Raw genomic sequence first — 21,416 nt, 5'->3', positions numbered from 1 at the left:
TCCTCTTGGGAATGCCGCCCGTTTTATTTTTACCATCTCGTCAATATGGATTACCGGTCGGATGGATCACTGCGCTCCGATCTCACCATACGTTGCAACTCGGCGAGGCGATTCAGCGCATCGAGCGGTGTCATCGAAAATAGGTCGATCTGTTTGACCTCTTCTATCATCGGATGAGGATGAGGAAGCAGTTCCGATGTGGTCGGGTGTTCATCCTGATTGATCCCGGAGCTGACAGACTCCGGTTGTTCCAGCTGTGACAGCACTGCTTGTGCACGGCGAATGACCTCCATAGGAAGCCCTGCCAATTTGGCCACATGAATGCCGTAACTTCGGTCAGCTTTCCCCGCCACGATTTTTCTGAGAAACACCACATCGCCGTCGCATTCCTGGACGGCGACACGATAGTTCTTGATTCCGATCCGTTGTTGCTCCAATTGCGTCATCTCATGATAGTGGGTTGCGAATAAGGTGCGTGCGCCCAACCTACTGCAGTCGTGAATATATTCCGCAATAGCCCATGCGATACTCAGACCATCGTAGGTGCTTGTGCCGCGCCCGATTTCGTCCAACAGAATGAGGCTGCGGGAAGTCGCGTTTTGGAGAATATTCGCGGTCTCTACCATTTCGACCATGAAGGTGCTCTGCCCCCCGGCCAGATTATCCGAGGCTCCTACTCTTGTGAAGATGCGATCAGTTAATCCAATCGTCGCTTCTGAGGCTGGTACAAAGCTGCCAATCTGAGCCATCAAGACAATCAGTGCGACCTGACGAAGATAGGTGCTCTTTCCTGCCATGTTTGGTCCTGTAATGATCAGGAGGCGGTTCAGTTCAAGGTCCAACACGGTATCATTCGGGACGAATACTGAATCCGTACAGATTCGCTCGACGACCGGGTGACGACCTTCCCTGATGAGAAGGGCACCTCCTTCAGTCACCGTTGGCTTGGTATACCGGTACAGAGCGGCCACCTCGGCCAATCCAGCGACGACATCAAGGAGCGCAAGGGCGGCCGCCATGGCGTCCAATCGGTGGGCTTCTTGGGCCAACCGGGAGCGAAGCTGGATGAAAACCTCCTGCTCACGAGCCAGGAGCTTGGCCTCGGCTCCGGTGACACGTTCTTCCAGCTCTTTCAATTCGGCGGTCATAAATCGCTCAGCATTGACCAGCGTTTGCTTGCGAATGTAGTCAGCGGGGACTCGGGCAAGATTGGATTTAGTGATCTCGATGTAATAGCCAAAGACCTGATTGTAACGGATCTTCAATGACTCAATGCCCGTTCGGTCGCGTTCCTGTGTCTCGATTGCAGCGATCCAAGTTTTTCCTTCCTTGCTGGCTTTGCGCAACTCATCGATGACCGGGTCATAGCCATCTACGAAGATATTCCCGTCTCGAATGGAAGGTGAAGCATCAGCTCGGATTGCACGCTCAATCACGTCGTAGAGATCCTGACCGCTATCCCATGATGTTCGTGTCTGACAGAGCAGCAGACTCTGCAGCCGTGCTAGCTGGACATCAATCTCAGGCAACACCGAAAGAGATTGCTTGAGGGCCAAAAGTTCTCGCGGACCGGCCAAGCCGAGTACGATGCGACTGCCAAGTCGCGCGATATCCTGGATCTCTCGCAAGGCGGTCCGTAATGCGGTTCTGACCTGCATGTGGTCTTTTAGTTCTTCGACCGCATCAAGACGCTGCCGTATCTGGTCATCATGGCGTAACGGCCGTACCAGCCACTGGCGAAGGAGTCGACTTCCCATGGCCGTGGAAGTCCGATCCAGCACGCTCAGGAGCGTAGTAGACTTCGAACCCGGCGCGTTCTCGTTCGATAGCAATGGTTTGAGAAGTTCCAGATTACGGATGGTGCTGCCATCCAGGTGCATGTATTCGTCATTGCGCTTGATAGTAAATCGGCGAATATGATCCAGAGGAACTGTCGGTTGAGTCTCGCGTAAGTACGATAAGACCGCGCCTGCTGCGCTACTGGCGGCGAGGCTGTCGGAACAGTCTAAGGCGTTAAAGTCCCGTACGTGGAAATGCGTCATTAAGGTCTGAGCAGCAGAGTGCTGGGTGAACGATGTGGGAGGCCGTTCACACAGGCGTGTTCCTACGATTTGTTGGATCCAAGCGGAGCATTCAGGGACGAGGTTTGCAGGAAAAAGCACTTCTCGAGGGTCCAGTCGAGAGAGTTCATTCAATAGTTGCGTGACCGCGTGGAGACCGTGAAACTCCATTCCCCAAAATTCACCAGTTGAAACCTCAAGGACGGACAAGCCGATTGATTTTCCATGAATCATGTCGGATTGAAGGACGAACGCGACAAGGTAGTTGAGCTCGCACGGAGCGAGAAATTCTGTGTCTACGAGTGTGCCGGGAGTATAGAGCCTGACCACTTCACGGCGTACCAAACCTTTGGCCACCTTGGGATCTTCGACTTGCTCGCACAACGCCACGATGCGGCCGGCCTTCAATAACTTTGCGATATAGCCGGTTGCGGCATGATAGGGAACGCCGCATAGTGGAACCGGATGGGCGCTGTTCTTATCGCGAGACGTGAGGGCGATCGATAAGAGTCGGGAGGCCTCCTGAGCGTCCTCGTAGAACATTTCATAAAAATCCCCGACCCGAAAAAACAGGATGGCGTCAGGGTATCCCTGCTTGATATCCCGATACTGCCGCATCAGCGGGCTCAGGGTCTGGTCACTCATCAGTAAAGTCTCTCGAAGACTCCATCGGTGTGGGAGCGTGGGTGCGTCCAGACATCTTCTCAAGCGACTGCCGAAGTCGCTCTAAGTTCGATTCAGCTTCCTGTAAGGCCTTCGTCTTACGTCGAAGATCGATACGTCCACGTATCCAGGGGGGAAACAACAAGATGGCTGCGACCAAAAGGCCGATGAGAAATCCAGCCATAATGGGTTTGTAAATCGGAGTTGAGGCTTCGAGCAATCCAAAGAAATAGCGGAGTGTGACTTCCTGCTCTTGGTTTTGAAGGAAGAAGGCCAACGAAAGGAGCACAACAATACCGATGAGAATCAGTCGAGTCATCGCGGCGAAGTCTTTCTGTTTGGTTGGAGGATTGGCTGGGATGATCGAGGGGTTCGACGCCAGATTTTCTTGATGCGAGCGAGAAGTGAGCGAGAGCGTGGGCCTCGTGCTTCCAACAGAGCGCTTCTGGTCCTCCTGGTCCGATGAGCGAGCCTCACTTCAAGTCGGTCATCCGGAAGCAGCTGAGGAAATCGGTCTGCCCACTCAATGGCAACAGCCACGCCATCCGTAAGGTAATCGGAGAGTCCAATCGATTCGGCTTCTTCAGGTGTCTGCAACCGATACAGGTCGATATGAATGACCGGAATCCTCCCTTGGTATTCATGGACCAGCAGGAACGTTGGACTCCTGACAGCAGCAGATGGGACTCCAAGGCCAGCCACGACCCCGCGGACCAGTGCTGTCTTACCAGCTCCTAATTCACCGATCAAGGCAAGTACCTCACCTCCACGAAGCAACTGGCCAATGGCATATCCGAATGATTCTGTCTTGCCAGGAGATGAGAGGAGAAGGTCCAGAGAGCTGACAGAGGTAGCCATGAAACATTCTCACATGGGATCGTTCCGCATATTCTCATTGGTTTCGTTTGATGGAGCCTGATGCATGAGCTTGAGGGCATGGGGAATCTCCTCGATGACGTCACGCGAGATCAACCCGGCTTGTCCCTTTCTCGCTGAAGCCAAATCCCCGGCGACGCCATGTAGGTAGGTGGCGGCACAGGCCGCTTCCCAGGGGGGTACGCCTTGGGCCAAGAGTCCCACGATCATGCCGGTCAAGACATCGCCTGTTCCAGCAGTCGCCATGCCAGGATTACCCGTCGGGCAAATAGCGACGACTCCATCAGGTCTGGCGACGACGGTCCGAGCCCCTTTCAGAACGACGAACAGTCCCCGTTCCCGTGCGAAGCGGGTGGCAGTACCGATCCGATCACTGTTGACGGTCTGAGGCGTTGCGTCAGCCTCCAGTCGTGCCATTTCTCCGGGGTGGGGGGTGATGATTGGCGGTGTTTTGCACGCTGCCAGGAGGGCAGTCCGCCCGGTCAACGCATTCAGGGCGTCCGCATCCAACACAGCCGGCCGGTCCAGCTGTTTCGTCAAGGCCCGGACCAGTTCCACCGTTTCTGGATGAGTTGATAGACCTGGACCAATGGCGATAGCAGTTCTCGCTTCCATGAAGGCGACGAGCCGATCGAATGCGGTTCGTGCCAAGGTGCGCGCTTTCGTTTCAGGCATCGGAATCGTCATCGCTTCCAGTAACTTTGCTTCCAATACATCGTTGACACTTGTAGGGATCGCGACCGTCACGAGGCCTGCACCGACACGCAGGGCCGCCTGAGCAGCCATGGCGGCTGCACCGGTTTTTCCGACGGATCCTGCGATGATACCGGCATGGCCGAATGTTCCTTTGTGACTCGATGCTTGCCGTTTCGGCAGGTATGTGCGCACCACGTGCGGTGTCAGCAAGGTCGTTCGGCTCTGGACCGCGTCGATGTAGGCCGGCGGAATTCCGATGTCGACGAGCGCCACCTCTCCAGCGAGGTCGATTCCATCATTCTGATAAAGGCCTAACTTCGGTAGCCCAAAGGTCACGGTAAGGGAGGCACAAATGGCTCGGCCAAGGACCGTTCCAGTATCAGCATGGAGGCCCGATGGAAGATCAACGGCTACCACGGGACGACCGGTTTCATTGATGCAGTCAATGGCCTCGGCATAGCGCCCGGTGACAGTAGCGGAGAGGCCTGTTCCGAGGAGGGCATCAATGAGGATATCACTATCCTGCAAGAGTGTTTGCGCTTGGGCCTTGGACGCATAGAGGTAGACGGAGGACTTCCCTGCGCCACGAACGAATTGCTTATACATGGTGGCAGCATCACGGCTCAGTTCGGACGTGGGCGTCACGACGAGGACGCTCACATTCGCATGGCGTCGACGGAGGAGGCGCGCAACAACGAATCCATCCCCCCCATTGTTGCCTTTGCCGCACACCACGGTGATTCTCTTGCCCCGTACGGGCCCCAACCGTTGCTCAAGGCAAGAGACAACGCCCGAGCCAGCGCGTTCCATCAATGTGGTCGCAGGGATACGAGCCTCTAAGATCGTCCGGCGGTCGAGTGCCTGCATCTGTGCAGCGGTAATAATCTTGGTCATGGTGAACGAACGAGAAGAACGGGCGGACCCAGCAGGTCGACGATCTCAACTCAACTGAGTAGGGCCTTCATTTCTTTCACGGCTTCTACGAGACCGACGAGGACCGACCGGGCGATGATACTGTGTCCGATGTTGTACTCAACGATTTCGGGAATATGTGTCAAACGTTTGATGTTGCGATAATTCAGTCCATGCCCAGCATTGACGCCGATCCCAAGCTTGTAGGCCAGCTTGGCGGCGTGGGTAATGGCTTCGAATTCCGCATCGGCTTCTTTAGAGCGGGTGGCGTTCGCGTACCGACCGGTATGCAGCTCCACGAAATCAGCTGCAATCTTGTGCGCAGCCCTGATCTGATTCAGATCGGGCTCAACAAAGACACTGACGGGGATTCCCCCGTTATGTAACATATTCACAATACTCTGAATTCGGTCACGATGCCCGGCGATATCGAGGCCCCCTTCAGTGGTAAGTTCCTGTCGCTTTTCTGGTACCAACGTGACCAGGTCGGGCTTGATGTTCAGGGCGATCTTCGCCATTTCTGCGTCGGCCGCCATTTCAAGGTCGAGCTTTGTCCGGGTTATTTCACGAAGGAGTTGAAGATCTCGATCTTGGATATGGCGCCGATCTTCCCGCAGGTGGACGACCAGGCCGTCTGCTCCTGCCAGCTCGACAAGCACTGCAGCTGCCAAGGGATCTGGATCGGTTCCTCCACGTGCTTGCCGCAACGTCGCCACATGGTCGATATTCACACCAAGCCGGGCCATCCCTCCTCCTTACATCCAGTTAGTCCGAGAACAAGTACGTGAAACAGGCTAGAGCCATTAATCTAGCGGTAGTAGTAGCAGAAAGGAGCGAGAGGGGGCAAGAACGGGTTCGTGGATTGGTGAAGAACCGGATGAGGAGTAGGCGCATCTGACAACTTCGGAACCCCGTAGAAAGTTAGGTAAATTGACTCGACCAAAGCCCTCCATTAGAATAGGGCCTTTCAGGAACCCTTCACTCATTCTTATTGGGATGAGTGAGTTTTGAGAAATATATAATAGCAGTCAAAAGGAAGTTCATGGGGCTGGGCGAAGGTTTTTATCGAATCAAGCGACTCCCACCGTACGTGTTCGCGCAAGTTCAATCACTCAAGCTTGAGGCTCGCCAACGTGGGCAAGACATTATTGATTTTGGGATGGGGAATCCCGATCAACCGACCCCGCCTCATATCGTCGAGAAGATGATCGAGGCCGCCCGTAAAGGAACGAATCATCGTTACTCGGCCTCGCGCGGTATCACGAAGCTACGGCATGCGATCTGTGGGTGGTACAAGCGAAACTACGGTGTTGACCTAGATCCGGAGACTGAAGCGATTGTCACCATCGGATCAAAAGAAGGTCTTGCCCACCTGGCCTTGGCCCTGATCGGCCCGGGCGATGTGGTCCTGACCCCAACGCCGACGTATCCCATCCACATGTACAGCTTCATTATTGCGGGTGGTGAGGTCCGCGGTATCGAACTCCGTCAGGATAGCGATTTTTTCGAAGATCTGACGCGTGTCTATCGGCAGACGTTTCCGAGACCGAAGATTCTCGTCATCAATTTCCCCCACAATCCTACGACGGCCGTCGTGGATTTGGAGTTCTTCAAGAAGATCGTGGCGTTTGCCAAGGAGCACAACGTCATCGTCATCCACGACCTCGCCTATGCCGACCTGGTGTTTGACGGGTATAAGGCGCCGAGCTTTCTTCAGGTCCCGGGCGCCAAAGACTGCGGGGTAGAATTCTATACTCTGTCCAAGGCCTACAGCATGCCAGGCTGGCGAGTAGGATTTTGTGTAGGTAATCGAGAGGTCGTTGGAGCGTTGGGAAAGATCAAGAGCTATCTCGACTATGGTATTTTTCAGCCAATTCAGATCGCCAGTGTGATCGCCTTGAATGGGCCGCAGGACTGTGTCAAGGATACGGTTCTGCGCTACCAAAAGCGCAGGGATGTCCTCGTGGGAGGGCTGAATCGGATCGGCTGGCAAGTCGCAAAGCCTCTGGCCACGATGTTTGTGTGGGCGCGTATCCCTGTGCCCTATCGCCACATGGGATCCTTGGAGTTTTCAAAACTCTTACTCAAAGAGGCAAAAGTGGCCGTTTCTCCGGGGATCGGATTCGGTGAAGGCGGTGATGAATACGTGCGGTTTGGGCTGGTAGAAAACGAACATCGTACCCGGCAGGCCGTCAGAGGAATTCGTAAAGCCCTCAAGCTTGATGGGGATGAGGAATGAGATCGCGTATCGGAATCGGGATTGTGGGCTTCGGTACGGTCGGCACCGGTGTTGCCAAGATCCTTCTCGATAATGCCGCCCTCATTACCCGGCGTGTCGGTGTCCCGGTCGAACTCGTTCGCGTGGCAGATCGGGATATTATCAGGGATCGTGGCGTAACCTTGGCTGCCGGGGTATTGACGACCGACAGCACACAGGTTCTGTCTGCTCCAGACATCGATATCGTCATTGAGCTCATCGGTGGATACGATACGGCCAAACGCATCATCCTGGATGCGATCCTGGCCGGGAAGCATGTGGTGACGGCAAATAAAGCGCTCTTGGCGCTTCACGGAGAAGAAATCTTCGACGCCGCCGTGCGTAAAGGAGTGGATGTCGGATTTGAAGCCAGCGTCGGCGGCGGGATTCCCGTTATTCGTGCGTTGACGGAAGGCTTAGCCGGGAATACGATCGAATCCATCTACGGCATTATCAACGGGACGTCCAACTATATTTTGTCCAGAATGACCCGTGAAGGGCACAGTTTCGAGGAAGTACTCACCGACGCACAGCGGGCTGGGTATGCTGAAGCTGATCCGACGTTTGATGTGGCCGGGATCGATTCGGCACACAAGCTGGCTATCCTCGTCAACCTTGCCTATGGAACCCCGGTCAACTTCAAGGACATCTATACGGAAGGGATTACCAACATCACGCCGATCGATATCGCCTATGCGAAGCAGTTTGGTTTCACGATTAAGCTGCTCGGTATCGCAAAACTGGTAGATGGAGAGATTGAGGCGCGGGTTCATCCTACGATGCTTCCCTCGACGTCTCCGATTGCTCAGGTTGAGGATGTGTACAATGCCATCCAGCTTGTTGGTGATGCGGTCGGTGACGTCGTCCTCTATGGTCGGGGGGCCGGATCCATGCCGACCGGGAGTGCCGTGGTCAGCGACGTGATTGCGATCGGGCGAAATCTTTTAAAAAACAGCGCCGGTCGCGTACCGGTGGCGTCGTTTCAGCCGGATCAGCGCCGGCCGCTCCGGCTGAGATCGATGGAAGAGATCAGCTCACTCTATTACCTCAGGTTTACCGTTGTAGACCGACCCGGCGTGTTGGCGCAGATCGCTGGTGAGTTGGGACGCTGTGGAATCAGCATTTCGTCGATGGTGCAACAGGGACGCCGCGAAGGACAGACCGTGCCGATCGTCATCAAGACACATGTGGCGAAGGAGCGGGATGTCCAGACTGCGTTGCGTGAAATCAATCGGAAGGCGTTCGTTTCCGAGTCGCCGACGCTGATTCGTATTGAAGGCAAGGATGAGTAATCGATGAACCCTTGGCGTGGAGTGATTGAGGAGTATCGTAAATTCCTCCCCGTGACGGAGAAGACTCCTGTGATCAGCCTGGGAGAGGGCAGCACCCCTCTGATTCGAGCCACGAGATTGGCTCAGGCCATCGCGCCAGGAGTCGAACTCTATCTGAAGTTCGAAGGGGCCAATCCAACCGGTTCCTTTAAGGACCGTGGTATGACATTGGCCATCTCGAAGGCGGTGGAAAGCGGTGCGCGGGCGGTGATGTGCGCATCGACTGGAAACACCTCCGCCTCGGCCGCCGCGTACGGGGCGCGCGCAGGGTTGTCCGTTTTCGTGTTGATTCCAGCCGGCAAGATCGCGATGGGCAAGCTGTCTCAGGCGATGATGCATCAGGCCACGGTGATTCAGATTGAAGGCAACTTCGATCAGGCCCTGACGCTCGTCAAGGAGTTTTCGGCCACACTGGCCATCGAATTGGTGAACTCGGTGAATCCGTTCCGGATTGACGGGCAGAAGACTGCGGCTTTTGAGGTGTGTGATCAACTCGGCGAGGCTCCAACGCTTCATGTGTTGCCGGTCGGGAACGCCGGAAATATCACAGCCTATTGGAAAGGGTACCAAGAATATCGTGCGGCCAATCAGATTTCGAGGGTGCCCCGCATGATGGGATTTCAAGCCGCTGGTGCGGCTCCGATCGTGTTGGGCCGAGTCGTCGAGCAACCACAGACCATTGCCACGGCCATTCGAATCGGTAATCCCGCCAGCTGGTCTTCAGCAGTCAAGGCGGTTGAGGAATCTGCGGGCGCGATCGATCTGGTGACTGATGAGGAAATTCTCCAAGCCTACACCATGGTGGCGGCAACCGAAGGGGTCTTTTGTGAACCGGCTTCCGCGGCGTCCGTCGCCGGCGTGGCCAAATTGCATCGAACCAGGGGTCTACGAGAAGGAGAGACAGTCGTATGTACGTTGACGGGGCATGGGTTGAAAGATGCCGATACGGCAATCAGCGTGTCGAAACAACCACAGACGGTCAAGGCGACGCGCGAGGACGTGGCTCGTCTGTTGAAAGTCTGAGAGACGTGTGGATCTTATGAAATATGTGATTGTGCATGCCGGTGGAATGGCTCATCACCCACAAGAAGAACTGGGCGGTCGGACGCCGCTCCAAGCGGCGGCGACTCCTCATCTCGATCGTCTGGCGCAGAGCGGAGAGCTGGGTCAGCTGATGATTCCCGCTGACGGAGTGCACCAGGGAGGTGGATTGGTCGGAACCGCGATCCTTGGGTACGATCCCAAGAAGTTTTATCCGGGTCCTGGACCGCTTGAAGCGGCAAGTTTAGGTGTGTCCGGGACGGAACAGGACGTCGTGTTCCGCTGCACGATGGTCACCGTGGTGCCGGAGAGTGGGAAGGGCGGAGAAATCAAGAAATTGGGCCAGCATGTCATCCTGGACGACGCCACGGCCGGGCTGATCGAGACTGAAGAGGCCCGCGAATTGATCGAGGCGATCAATGAGCAGCTTGGCTCGGAGACCATCCAATTCTATCCAGGGGCGGGTCACCGCCACCTGATGGTATGGGTGAAGGGGAAGCCGCGAGCCATCTGCACCGATCCGCAGACGATACTTGGTCAATCCATCGCAGAGGCCTTACCGAAAGGCGATGGAGCCGATATTCTCCGCCAGTTGATGGATGCGGCCTATTTCATCTTGCGCGATCATCCTCTCAATGAGGAACGGATAGCTGCGGGGAAGAAACCGGCGAATTGCATCTGGCTCTGGGGCGAGGGGCGAGCGGTCACATGGCCGAGTCTGGTTGAGAAATACCAGGTTACGGGGGCGGTCGTGGCGACCAACGACGTGCATCGTGGTCTTGGGATCTGTGCAGGTCTGGATGCGGTGGACCTCGATCGGCTGGCCGGCGGCGATCTTCAGGCAAAGGCGACCGTGGCATTAGAAGAATTTGCCAAGGGAGATTTTGTGTATGTGCATGCCAAGTTGGCGGATGAGGTGATCCACGGCACCGATATCAAAGCCAAAGTTCAGGGGGTCGAAGAGTTTGATCGCCATCTTGTCGGTCCGTTATTCGAAGGCTTGTCCACACTAGGTCCCTATCGTTTTCTTGTGATCTGCGATCACACCGCAGGAATCGAGGGCCCGGCGTTCTATGCGTTTGGTGAAGGAGGCGGAAAGGGATCCGAGGTGGTCGGTCGCCGCTTTACTGAGGCGGATGCGCTCGCAGCGAACATGCCTACCCGCGATGCCACGAAGTTTGTCATAAAGTTCTTCTCAAAGAGCTGACGCTGTGGCGTTGATCGTCCAAAAATACGGAGGGACGTCGGTCGGCACAATCGAACGAATACACCGCGTCGCCGACCGTGTGGCTCACGCGCAACAGGCGGGACATCGAATCGTGGTCGTGCTCTCAGCCATGAGTGGTGAAACAGATCGGCTGGTCAAGCTTGCGCACGAGGTAACGGCTACCCCCGATGAACGCGAAATGGATATGCTGCTCTCAACTGGCGAACGAGTCACCATCGCGCTTCTCGCGATGGAGTTGCGAGGGCGAGGGGTCAATGCCAGGTCCTTTACCGGTCGGCAAGTCGGCATCATCACGGATAGCGCTCATACCAAGGCGAGAATTGCGCGTGTGACGGCGGACCGCATCCGCGAGGCCCTGGAACAGGGGGTCGTTCCCGTTGTGGCGGGGTTCCAAGGGATCAATGAGCAGTCGGATGTGACCACGCTCGGACGAGGAGGGTCAGATCTCTCTGCTGTGGCGCTGGCGGCGGCCTTGAAGGCCGATCGCTGTATCATCTTCACGGACGTCGATGGGGTGTACACGGCAGACCCCAATATCGTGCCGGCGGCGAGACGGATCGATCGGATAGCCTATGAAGAGATGCTTGAAATGGCGAGTCTCGGGGCGAAAGTCCTCCAAACGAGATCGGTCGAGTTTGCGGCCAAATTCAATGTCCCGGTCGAAGTGAATTCCAGCTTCAAAGAGGGAAAGGGGACGCTTGTGACGAAGGAAGATACGGATATGGAAGCGGCAGCCATCGCTGGAGTCACCGGAGATCGTAATCAAGCGAAAATTACCATTATCGGGGTGCCGGACAAACCGGGGATCGCGGCCAGAATTTTTGGACCCGTCGCAGATGCGCACATCAATGTCGATATGATCATCCAGAACATCAGCCAAGCCGCTCTGACGGATCTTTCGTTTACCGTGCCTCGCGCTGATCTCAAGAAGGCCGTGCCACTCATTCAGGCCGTCGCCAAGGATATCGAGGCGAAGTCTGTCTCAGTGACTGAAGCTATCGCCAAAGTCTCGTTGATTGGGGTGGGGATGCGGTCGCACTCCGGCGTGGCGGCAAAGATGTTCGAGGTGCTGTCCCGAGAAGGCGTCAATATCATGATGATCAGCACATCGGAGATCAAGATCTCCTGCGTCATCGACGAGAAATACCTGGAGTTGGCCATGCGCTCGCTCCACTCGGCGTTCGATCTCGATCAAGTGCAGTCCTGAAACGGTTCGGCGCAAAGCATGTCCATCCCGTGTTTCACCAGCCCTTCCGAGCTCGCCATATGCCATCAGTTCCTCGTCTTCTGGCGTGATTTCTCGCCAGGAAAGGGTATCCTTTCGCGATCAATTTCCCAATATACGTGAAAAGACAATGCCCAGAATATTCGACAACATTGAACGATCTCCCCTGCCTACCCTGCGCGAAACCATCCAAGTAGCCGACTGCGCAGATTTCCGTGTTGGACATTTCAATTTTCGTGGGTAGAAGTAACACGACTGGCATTGGGGCTGGCGATGGAGAATGACTCCAAAGAGACTAAGGGCAAGAAACATCAGTTTTCAGCCGATCGACCTATCGGCTCTATTGAGGAAGACCTCCTGGGCCGTGCTCCGTTTGCGAAATCCCTAACCTCCGCCATCAAAGGCTGGCAGGGCAATGAGAGCCTGGTCGTTGCCATGTATGGACCTTGGGGCTCCGGGAAATCTTCGGTAAAAAACATGGTCCTGCAAACGCTCCGTTTGGCCGAGACGAACTGTCCCCTGATCATTGAGTTCAATCCATGGCAATGGTCAGGCCAAGATCAACTGGCAGAGGTGTTCTTTCAAGAAATCGGTCTGGTATTGAGCCGATCGGACGGAAGCGAAGACGGGAAACGACGTGCGGCCAAGTGGCGAACCTATGGAACCTACCTCACCTTCGGCGCCTCTCTCGCCAAATCACTTAAGACCATCTTGCCAATACTTGGACTGCCCGGTTCGGGAATCGCAGACATGCTTGCCAAAGGGATGGAGCAATCTGCGACCGTGGCGCAAGAAGGCTCAAAAGGAGTCGAGGACCAAGCGGTCGTGCAACAGCAGACTTTGGCTGAGATAAAGAAAGAGCTTTCTGACTCCCTGAAAGAACTCGAAAGGCCAATCCTCGTGGTGTTGGATGATATCGATCGCCTCACACCTGAAGAAATACGACTCCTCTTCCAACTCGTCAAAGCTAATGCTGACTTTCCAAACGTGGTCTACCTCCTTTTGTTCCAACGGGACATCGTGGAGCGTAGTTTAGACTCACCGCCAGCCATTAGCGGACAAGAATTCCTTGAGAAGATAGTACAAGTAGGATTTGACATCCCACGCATCGAGCAAACTCGCCTGGAGAAGGTCCTATTCGCGGGTCTCGATGAACTACTAACCGATGGGGATGTGGGCAAGCGGTTCGACCAGACGCGCTGGGGCAACCTATTCCTTGGAGGCCTTCGCCCCTACTTCCAAACGCTACGGGATGTGTACCGCTATCTGGCCTCCCTCTCTTTTCACGTTTCGCTGTTTCGGAGCACAGGCAGCTTTGAAGTGAACCCAGTGGACCTTATCGCGCTGGAGGTGCTCCGCGTCTTCGAGCCAGCCGTTTACCAGAGGCTTCCCGAGGCTAAGTTAGAGCTGACGAACCTGGGCGACCGTGCGGGTGATTCGCATGAGGAAGAGAAGCGAACGAGAAAACTCATTGAATCCATAGTCGAAATGGCATCACAACCAGGCCAGGTCCGCGAGATAGTCAAAGAACTCTTCCCGCCGGTTGAGTGGGTGTTCAGTGGATCCATGTACTGTCATGGCTCTAAGAATGAGTGGTTTAGGGAACTGCGTCTCTGCCACCCTGAGGTGTTCGACCGATATTTCCATCTCGCAATTCCTGAGGGAGACATTTCCCAAGCGGAGCTAGATCGCGTACTGTCGCTCGTTGGTAATCGTGAAGGGCTAGTCGGAGAATTCCGTGCGCTCAACAAGCGTAGCCTCTTAGGCGTCGCACTGGACCGTCTTGAGGCCTACAAACAGAAAATCGACATCCAACACGCCGTATCGTTTATCACCGCGCTGTTCGATATCGGCGACGAACTGCCAGAAGACCGAGGTGGCTTCTTTCCAATTTCCCCAGACACGCATGCCTCTCGCATCATTTATTGGTACTTGAAACAGGAGAAGGACATAGGCAGACGCGGGGCTATCCTGAAAGAGGCCATGAAAGCCACGACGGGCCTGTACCTTCCGATAAGGATCGCTTCCCTCGAAGGTAACGAGGAGAAGCGAAAGAAGGACCCCGATGCTTTTAATGTGACTGACGCTGATTTGGACGCACTGCACCATATCTGTGTGGAAAAGATTGAACAAGCCGCAGGCTCCGGAATCCTGACAAGCCATCGCAACATGCTTAGCATCCTTTATCGCTGGGATAAATGGGCCTCACACGAAAAACCTCGTCAATGGGTGGAAAAGTTAATCGACTCAAAGAAAGGCGTGCTCTCTTTCCTCACCGCATGTCTTCACCGGTCTACGTCTCATGGTATGGGGGACTATGTATCGCAGGAGCACTGGCGAGTTAATCTGAAGTATGTCGAAGACTTCGTCCCTGTTAATACGGTGGCAAGGAAGGTGTCCACACTCTTGCTCGACAACCTCAGCGAGAAAGAGACGAAAGCGGTCAAGACCTTTCAGAAGGCCCACAAGTGGCGGCGGGAAGGAAAGTCCGATGACGACTGGCGGAATGATGAGGGCGAATAGGATCAAGAGAGAAGTGCCATGAACATATAATTTCCCTTTCCAGCGAATTGGCAAGACAAGATAACCCAAGATGCCCGGAGTGCTTCGATGGCTGAGATCACAACAAAGCGGCGCGGGGAGTTGGTCAGGAAAGTGATCGAAGTGCTAAAAGACCACCCGGAAGGGCTCCAGGCGCAAGATGTGCTGAAGCAAGTGGAAGATTCCATCACACTTACGCCTTTCGAGCAAAGTTCATATCCCAATAATCCTGGTGTCCGCCGGTTCGAAAAAATTGTGCGGTTTGCAACGATCGGGCCGGTAAAGGCGGGATGGATCCTGAAGTCCAAGGGGCGCTGGACCGTAACTGAGCAGGGCCTGAAGGCTTACAAAGACTTCAAAGATCCTGAGAAGTTCACATCTGAAGCCAGGCGGCTATACCGACAATGGGCTGCCAATCGCCCTGAACCGATGGAAGAGGAGGCTGCTGAAGTCGAAGCAGCGGATGTGTCCGGTACATATGAAGAAGCTGAAGAATCAGCTTGGAACAGTATCGAACAACACCTCCTTTCCATGAGCCCATATGATTTTCAGAACCTCGTTGCGGCCCTCTTACGCGCTATGGGTTACCATGTGTCTTGGATAGCGCCTCCCGGTCGTGATGGAGGCATTGACATCCTGGCGCACACCGATCCGCTTGGAATCAACATGCCTCGAATCAAGGTGCAGGTGAAGCGACGTTCAGACAAGATTGCCGTCGATGGTCTCCGTTCTTTTATGGCTGTTCTTGGGGATCAGGATGTTGGGCTATTCGTCTCAGCAGGAGGGTTTACCCGAGAAGCGGAAAATGAAGCCAGGACCCAAGAGAAAAGAAAAATCACTTTGCTTGGATTGGAGCAGCTTTTTGATCTCTGGCTCGAGCACTATGCAAAAGTTGAAGAAGCAGATCGTCAGCTATTGCCTTTGAAGCCTGTCTATTTCCTGGCTCCGAGCAAATGAAATTCCGGTCTGGCCCAATGAATTGGGGGGCCGCGTTTGGCCTTAAGCGTATACCGTTGCCCGAACGAGAGTGTCTGTTGAAGAGCAGGCACCTGGACTCTTTTGAGTGATTCGACCGTGGATGGCGAGTACTGAAACTTGTCGCATTCGACTACGGCACACGAAGTGCTGAAGGTATTCGAGATATCCTGACAGATTGTACATGATTTATCTGAGGACCAGGAGTGAACTGCTCTGACATGAGCAAACTAGACACCATTGCGCCCATTGAACAGGGCGGCTTGATGCTGGTATGGAACGTCGGCCGGATTTCTCCGGTTCACCAAACCCATAATATCTTTGTGCTCGATGGGAAGCGAAACCAAAGCGGCTGCTCGACGCGCTGTTGTGACTGTGCCACAATAGCCCCCCACAGCGGTTGACCGAGATGTGCGATGACACACACAGCCTTGAAAACGACCTTCATCCAAGACGCAATCACCGAGATGGTGCGGCGCATTGTCACGCGGTTCAATCCGGAGCGAGTCATCATTTTCGGTTCCCATGCTCGCGGGACCGCCGGCCCGGATAGCGATGTGGATTTGCTGGTCGTCATGCATCCCCACGGGTCCAAACGGGCACGAGCTGTCGAGATCTACGGGCTTCTGGCCGGGATGGGCGTTCCAAAAGATGTGATCGTCGTGACCCCAGAGGAATTCGAAGCCTATCGTGATGCTCCAGGGACGGTGATCCGGACGGCCCGTCAGGAAGGAAAGGTCCTCTATGACCGAGCGGCCTAAGATCGAGGATCTTGTCCGGTCATGGGTGAGCAAAGCCGAGCACGATTTGTTGAACATTCAGAATAATCTCGCTGCGAAAGAGATTCCCTGGGACACCGTCGGTTTCCACGCCCAACAATGCGGTGAGAAATATCTTAAGGCGCTGCTCGTGTTTCACCGGATCGACTTTCCGAAGATTCATGATCTAACGGAGCTGTACGCTCTTCTCCCGAAAGAGTTCCCTCTGCCCATCGATCCGCGACTCTTGGACCGATTGAACCCCTATGTGATCGAGGGGCGATATCCTGGCGTCTGGGAGCCAGTCGAACGAGATGAAGCGCTGCATGCTGTTGAGGCGGCGCGAGCCGTTCGCGACGCAGTTCGCCTCGTTCTTCCACCCACCTGTCTAGGGTAAGGAATGGCCTTGAGTCTTGGCATAGGGCTGCAACGCCACGCTCCAAAGTGCAGAAGGGACGCGTGTAGTTGCTCGGACCTTGACGTCTCGACAGGGGAGCCTCGCTCCTGGTACCCTCTCCCCTCATGGCCCGCAAAACCACACAGCCTCGCTCTCCCCGCGCCGCCCATGAGCAGCGCGCACTTCCTATTGTGAAACCGTCTGCCGATCAGGCTGCAGCATTGGAAATCTACGACACCACCTTGCGTGATGGTGCTCAGGCGGAGGACGTTAGCTTCTCTGCTGAAGACAAAGTGCGAATCGCGCAAAAGTTGGATGACCTTGGGGTTCATTTTATTGAAGGCGGTTGGCCTGGGGCGAATCCCAAAGACATTGAATTCTTCCGGATGATCAAGACGATTCCGCTGAAGCACGCCGACGTGATCGCGTTTGGATCGACCAGAAAGGCCAGTAATACTGCTCGCAAAGACCCCAATCTCCAGGCCTTACTCGCCGCCGAGACCAAAACCATCACCCTCTTCGGGAAAACCTGGTCGCTCCACGTGACCGATGCGCTTGGCATCTCGCTGACCAAGAACTTAGAGTTGATCGCTGATTCCATCGCGTATCTCCACGGAAAAGGACGCCGGGTGTTCTACGATGCAGAGCATTTCTTCGATGGATACAAGACCAATCCGGAGTATGCGCTTGCCACCATCAGCAAAGCGGTGGAGGCTGGAGCCGAGCGGGTCATCCTCTGCGATACCAACGGGGGGGCCATGCCGTGGGAGGTCCGCGAGATCTGTAGCGTGGTTCAACGCGAGTGTCGGGTGCCGCTCGGCATTCATGCCCATAACGACTGTGATATGGCCGTGGCCAACTCCCTGGTGGCGATCGAATTGGGCATCCGGCAGGTCCAGGGGACGATCAATGGAATCGGAGAGCGGTGTGGGAATGCCAACCTCTGCTCGATCATCCCGAATTTAGAACTGAAGATGAAGCGTCCAGCCTTGACCGATCGATTGAGCCATCTGAAGGATGTGTCAGGGTTTGTCACGGAGATCGCGAATCTGATGCCGAATAAGCATCAACCCTATGTCGGCGATTCCGCGTTTGCGCACAAAGGGGGCGTGCATATTCATGCCGTGCTGAAGAATCCGGCGACCTATGAACATGTCGATCCGGCCCGAGTCGGGAATCGACAACGGATGCTGATCTCCGACTACGGAGGACGAAGCGGGCTTCTCGATAAAATTGAAGCGTACGGGATCACGCTTGCAAAGAACCACGCCAAGGTCGACGAGCTGATCCATACGCTGAAGGACCGAGAGAGTCAGGGCTATCAATTCGAAGGCGCCGAAGGATCGTTCGAATTGTTGATGCGAAAGGCCATGGGGAGTCATCGGCCCTCGTTTCAATTACTCGGATTTCGTGTGATTGTTGAAAAGAAGCAGGAGGATGGAACGACTCTTTCCGAAGCCACGGTGATGGTCAAAGTCGGCGATGTGGTCGAACATACGGCGGCTGTCGGGGCTGGACCGGTCAACGCACTCGACCATGCGCTGAGAAAGTCGTTGGAACAATTCTATCCTCAGCTTCAAGAAGTGAAGCTTCTTGACTATAAGGTGCGCGTCCTGGCGGCGAATCGAGGAACCGAGTCAAAGGTGCGTGTCTTGATCGAATCGGGAGATCATAAGGACAAGTGGGGGACGGTCGGGGTCTCAGAAAACATCATCGAGGCGACATGGCAGGCTCTCGTTGATAGCATCGAATACAAACTTCTCGCGAAGAAGTAGAGTCTTTTCATGAGCATGAGCCAAATTTATTCTTGACAGGTTTCATAACCTCACGTAACTTAAGCAAAACTCATCGCTTTGCGAAAGAAGTCGATCAGACAGACTCGCGGCGAGTTGCAGTGGTCACGTAGGGGGGTGGTATGAGAAAGGCGGATATCGCTGACGAGATTTTCAAGCAAGTCGGCATTTCAAAAAATGAAGCCGCTGATATCGTTGAGTTTGTCCTGAACATGTTGAAGGCTGTCTTGCAGAAGGGAGAATCGGTCAAAATCGCGGGGTTTGGAAATTTTGTTGTCCGCAGCAAGGGAGCCCGAAAGGGCCGAAATCCTCGAACCGGAGAGGAAATTGGAATTACCCCCCGTCGAGTCGTGACGTTTCGACCAAGCCAGGTGTTCAAAAAGTACGTCAATTCATAGCAGGATGCTGAAAACAACCACCCGCGTCGTTCTCGCATTGGTCAAAGCCTCACCGTACGGCACATGGTACGATTCGGCTTCTCGCTCGCTGCGGCCTTGCGGGCGGTCTTTTTGATCATCCTGCGTAAACAAAGCAGACAGGTCAACACAACAACCAGCTCGGCTCCGTCAATCCAATACAAGGCGCACGGTGAGGCCGGTCATGGGAACTGAACCCAGGCTGGGGAGCAAGGTTTTCTATAAAATCGGAGAAGTGAGTCAGCTGACGAAGCTTCCCGCGTATGTGCTCCGTTTCTGGGAATCTCAGTTTACGTTTCTGAAGCCAAAAAAAAGTCGAGGGAATCAACGCCTCTATGTGCAACGAGATGTTGAAACCGTGCTGGAAATCAAGCGGATGCTCTATGAGGAGGGCCATACCCTCGATGGTGTGAAGCGATACTGGGTACGTCGTGGGCGCGCTGCGTCTCGTAAGGTGCGTCCACGAGAGGTCGCTAAAAAGTTGAGAGGGGATCTTCAAGTTATTCTCAAAATTATCGACTCGCATTCAGCATGAGAAAAAGGGTAGGTTTACTGAAAACAATCCCCTGGTCATCGGTCAAGATGGGGATGCCCAGATTTATGAACGTGTCGGGGCGTAGCGCAGCCCGGTAGCGCACTCGCTTGGGGTGCGAGTGGTCGTGGGTTCAAATCCCGCCGCCCCGACCAGTTTCCCTTGTGCAGTATGAAGAGCATTGGGAGTTGCGGAGTCTCGCCGAATGCTCGGTTCGGATATCGGAGCTGCCTCGGGCAGCTCTTTTTGTTGAAGCATAACCATGCGCATCCTCGTCACCAATGATGATGGTATCCAATCGCCGGGGATCGCAGCTTTGGCAAAGGCACTGGCTGCGATCGGTGAAGTCTGGATTGTTGCTCCAGATCGGGAACGCACGGCCGTCGCTCACGCTGTGACATTGCATAAACCATTACGTCTGCACCAACTGAGTCCACGCACGTATGCCGTGAATGGGACCCCGGTGGATTGCGTGAACCTTGCGATACTGAAAGTCATGCCGAAACCGCCCGCCATTGTCGTCTCCGGTATTAATAAAGGGGTCAACCTCGGCGATGATGTGCTGTACTCAGGGACCGTGTCGGCGGCGATGGAAGGAACCATCCTTGGCATCCCGTCCGTAGCCGTGTCGCAAGAAGGGCAGGAGGCATTTCGATTTGAAATTGGCGCGATCTATGGTGCACGTGTCGCGCGTCTTGTGCTTGCTCATGGTCTGCCCGAGGAGACGCTTCTGAACGTGAATATCCCAGATCGCCCGCGAGGAGGCATGAGAGGGGTGCGGGTCACCTGTCTCAGCCGAAGGCGGTTTGATAATCCCATCATTGAAAAACTTGATCCGCACGGACGCAAGTATTATTGGATTGCAGGTCAGCGGGTCTCGTGGAGTCGTAGTAAGGATGCTGACCACGAGGCGATCGAAGAAGGGTTTGTCTCCATCACACCGATCCGCCTGGATAGCACTCACCACGGGGTGCTGGATCATTTCCGCGCGTGGGAGCCGATCATGAACCAGGGGACCAAGAAATCTCAATCGCGTGGTCGCCGATCGAGCCGTACCGGGCAACGAGAGGCGTGATGGGAGGGTTGATCGAAACCATCATCGGTGAGTTGAGCCGGTTTGTCATTGCGTGTATCTCACGATTTGGCTATGGCGGGATCCTTTTCACGATGGCCGTTGAGAGTGCCTGCATTCCGCTGCCGAGCGAAATCATCATGCCGTTTTCAGGCTACCTGGTCACGACCGGGCAGTTTACGATGCTCGGGGTCACGCTGGCCGGAGCGGTCGGCAATGTGCTCGGTTCGATCGTGGCCTACTACGCGGGCGTCTGGGGAGGACGACCCTTTGCAGAGCGCTATGGACCGTATTTCTTGGTTTCGCACCACGATCTGGATGTGGCCGATCGCTGGTTTGCAAAATATGGCGAAGCTGCAGTCTTTTTTGGCAGAATGCTCCCGGTCGTGCGGACGTTCATTTCGCTCCCGGCTGGCATTGTGAAGATGAATTTTCCGCGGTTCGTCGTCTTCACCTTTGTTGGAGCGTTGCCCTGGTGCTATCTCCTCGCCTATATCGGTGTGAAAATGGGTGAACAGTGGGAACATCTTCGGGATTACTTTCATCAATTCGATATCGTCATCGGTATTTTCTTGGCGCTTGCTCTCGGGTATTTTCTCTGGTCCCATTGGCCGAAGCGTAGCCCCACCACTCCATAGCGGGT

General features: G+C 54.9%; 20 protein-coding genes and 1 tRNA gene. 16 read left to right on the top strand and 5 right to left on the bottom strand.

Translation table 11 applies throughout. The features are described 5' to 3' along the window. Nucleotides 1-50: 50 nt before the first annotated feature. From mutS to E8D52_05010, 5 genes are read right to left on the bottom strand one after another with little or no spacing between them, the layout of a single operon-like run. A complete protein-coding gene (gene mutS / locus E8D52_05030; protein TKB69730.1) occupies nucleotides 51-2,705 on the bottom strand; it encodes a DNA mismatch repair protein MutS in 2,655 nt (884 codons plus the stop codon). Then, nucleotides 2,698-3,042 carry a LapA family protein gene (locus tag E8D52_05025; protein ID TKB69729.1) on the bottom strand — a complete coding sequence of 115 codons (345 nt, stop codon included), beginning with the start codon at nucleotides 3,040-3,042 and terminating at the stop codon, nucleotides 2,698-2,700. The genes mutS and E8D52_05025 overlap by 8 nt, the downstream gene beginning before the upstream one ends. After that, complete coding sequence (tsaE, locus tag E8D52_05020) at nucleotides 3,039-3,581, bottom strand: tRNA (adenosine(37)-N6)-threonylcarbamoyltransferase complex ATPase subunit type 1 TsaE (protein TKB69728.1); 543 nt, start codon at nucleotides 3,579-3,581, stop codon at nucleotides 3,039-3,041. Before tsaE ends, E8D52_05025 begins: the two co-directional genes overlap by 4 nt. A 9-nt stretch (nucleotides 3,582-3,590) precedes the next feature. Next, the gene (locus E8D52_05015; GenBank protein TKB69727.1) at nucleotides 3,591-5,189 is read right to left on the bottom strand and encodes an NAD(P)H-hydrate dehydratase; all 1,599 of its coding nucleotides are present in this window, start codon (nucleotides 5,187-5,189) and stop codon (nucleotides 3,591-3,593) included. 50 nt (nucleotides 5,190-5,239) lie between these two features. Further along, nucleotides 5,240-5,953, bottom strand: a complete 714-nt coding sequence (locus E8D52_05010; protein TKB69726.1) for a pyridoxine 5'-phosphate synthase — start codon at nucleotides 5,951-5,953, stop codon at nucleotides 5,240-5,242. Nucleotides 5,954-6,249: 296 nt separating this feature from the next. Between E8D52_05010 and E8D52_05005 the strand changes: the two genes are divergently transcribed. From E8D52_05005 to E8D52_04930, 16 genes are all read left to right on the top strand, one after another. After that, entirely contained in the window at nucleotides 6,250-7,446 is a 1,197-nt protein-coding gene (locus tag E8D52_05005; GenBank protein TKB69725.1) for an alanine transaminase, read from the top strand. Continuing rightward, the gene (locus E8D52_05000; protein ID TKB69724.1) at nucleotides 7,443-8,756 is read left to right on the top strand and encodes a homoserine dehydrogenase; all 1,314 of its coding nucleotides are present in this window, start codon (nucleotides 7,443-7,445) and stop codon (nucleotides 8,754-8,756) included. The genes E8D52_05005 and E8D52_05000 overlap by 4 nt, the downstream gene beginning before the upstream one ends. A 3-nt stretch (nucleotides 8,757-8,759) precedes the next feature. Beyond that, a complete protein-coding gene (locus tag E8D52_04995; protein ID TKB69723.1) occupies nucleotides 8,760-9,818 on the top strand; it encodes a threonine synthase in 1,059 nt (352 codons plus the stop codon). 16 nt (nucleotides 9,819-9,834) lie between these two features. After that, entirely contained in the window at nucleotides 9,835-11,043 is a 1,209-nt protein-coding gene (locus E8D52_04990; GenBank protein TKB69722.1) for a phosphoglycerate mutase, read from the top strand. A 4-nt stretch (nucleotides 11,044-11,047) separates the two neighbouring features. Beyond that, nucleotides 11,048-12,271 (top strand): aspartate kinase, encoded by a 1,224-nt coding sequence (locus E8D52_04985; protein ID TKB69721.1) that lies wholly within the window; start codon nucleotides 11,048-11,050, stop codon nucleotides 12,269-12,271. Nucleotides 12,272-12,562: 291 nt separating this feature from the next. Continuing rightward, nucleotides 12,563-14,812 (top strand): hypothetical protein, encoded by a 2,250-nt coding sequence (locus tag E8D52_04980; protein TKB69720.1) that lies wholly within the window; start codon nucleotides 12,563-12,565, stop codon nucleotides 14,810-14,812. A gap of 87 nt (nucleotides 14,813-14,899) precedes the next feature. Continuing rightward, on the top strand, nucleotides 14,900-15,787 hold the full coding sequence (locus E8D52_04975) for an Mrr restriction system protein (GenBank protein TKB69719.1): 888 nt from the start codon (nucleotides 14,900-14,902) through the stop codon (nucleotides 15,785-15,787). 239 nt (nucleotides 15,788-16,026) lie between these two features. Beyond that, on the top strand, nucleotides 16,027-16,209 hold the full coding sequence (locus tag E8D52_04970; protein ID TKB69718.1) for a hypothetical protein: 183 nt from the start codon (nucleotides 16,027-16,029) through the stop codon (nucleotides 16,207-16,209). Nucleotides 16,210-16,272: 63 nt separating this feature from the next. After that, nucleotides 16,273-16,566: a nucleotidyltransferase domain-containing protein gene (locus E8D52_04965; protein ID TKB69759.1), complete on the top strand. Its 294-nt coding sequence runs from the start codon at nucleotides 16,273-16,275 to the stop codon at nucleotides 16,564-16,566. Beyond that, nucleotides 16,550-16,960 carry a HEPN domain-containing protein gene (locus tag E8D52_04960; protein ID TKB69717.1) on the top strand — a complete coding sequence of 137 codons (411 nt, stop codon included), beginning with the start codon at nucleotides 16,550-16,552 and terminating at the stop codon, nucleotides 16,958-16,960. Before E8D52_04965 ends, E8D52_04960 begins: the two co-directional genes overlap by 17 nt. A 125-nt stretch (nucleotides 16,961-17,085) precedes the next feature. After that, complete coding sequence (locus tag E8D52_04955; protein ID TKB69716.1) at nucleotides 17,086-18,735, top strand: citramalate synthase; 1,650 nt, start codon at nucleotides 17,086-17,088, stop codon at nucleotides 18,733-18,735. Between the two features lie 140 nt (nucleotides 18,736-18,875). Next, a complete protein-coding gene (locus E8D52_04950; GenBank protein ID TKB69715.1) occupies nucleotides 18,876-19,151 on the top strand; it encodes an integration host factor subunit alpha in 276 nt (91 codons plus the stop codon). 202 nt (nucleotides 19,152-19,353) lie between these two features. Next, nucleotides 19,354-19,704, top strand: a complete 351-nt coding sequence (locus E8D52_04945) for a MerR family transcriptional regulator (protein TKB69714.1) — start codon at nucleotides 19,354-19,356, stop codon at nucleotides 19,702-19,704. A 75-nt stretch (nucleotides 19,705-19,779) separates the two neighbouring features. Next, a tRNA-Pro gene (locus E8D52_04940) sits at nucleotides 19,780-19,856 on the top strand. Nucleotides 19,857-19,963: 107 nt separating this feature from the next. Further along, complete coding sequence (gene surE / locus E8D52_04935) at nucleotides 19,964-20,776, top strand: 5'/3'-nucleotidase SurE (GenBank protein TKB69713.1); 813 nt, start codon at nucleotides 19,964-19,966, stop codon at nucleotides 20,774-20,776. 8 nt (nucleotides 20,777-20,784) lie between these two features. Further along, nucleotides 20,785-21,411 (top strand): DedA family protein, encoded by a 627-nt coding sequence (locus E8D52_04930; GenBank protein TKB69758.1) that lies wholly within the window; start codon nucleotides 20,785-20,787, stop codon nucleotides 21,409-21,411. The last annotated feature ends 5 nt before the right edge of the window (nucleotides 21,412-21,416 follow it).

Source organism: Nitrospira sp. (assembly GCA_005116745.1).
Taxonomy (GTDB): domain Bacteria; phylum Nitrospirota; class Nitrospiria; order Nitrospirales; family Nitrospiraceae; genus Nitrospira_D.
The sequence above is the reverse complement of the archived record's forward strand: the minus strand, read 5'-3'. Positions and strand labels throughout refer to the sequence as shown.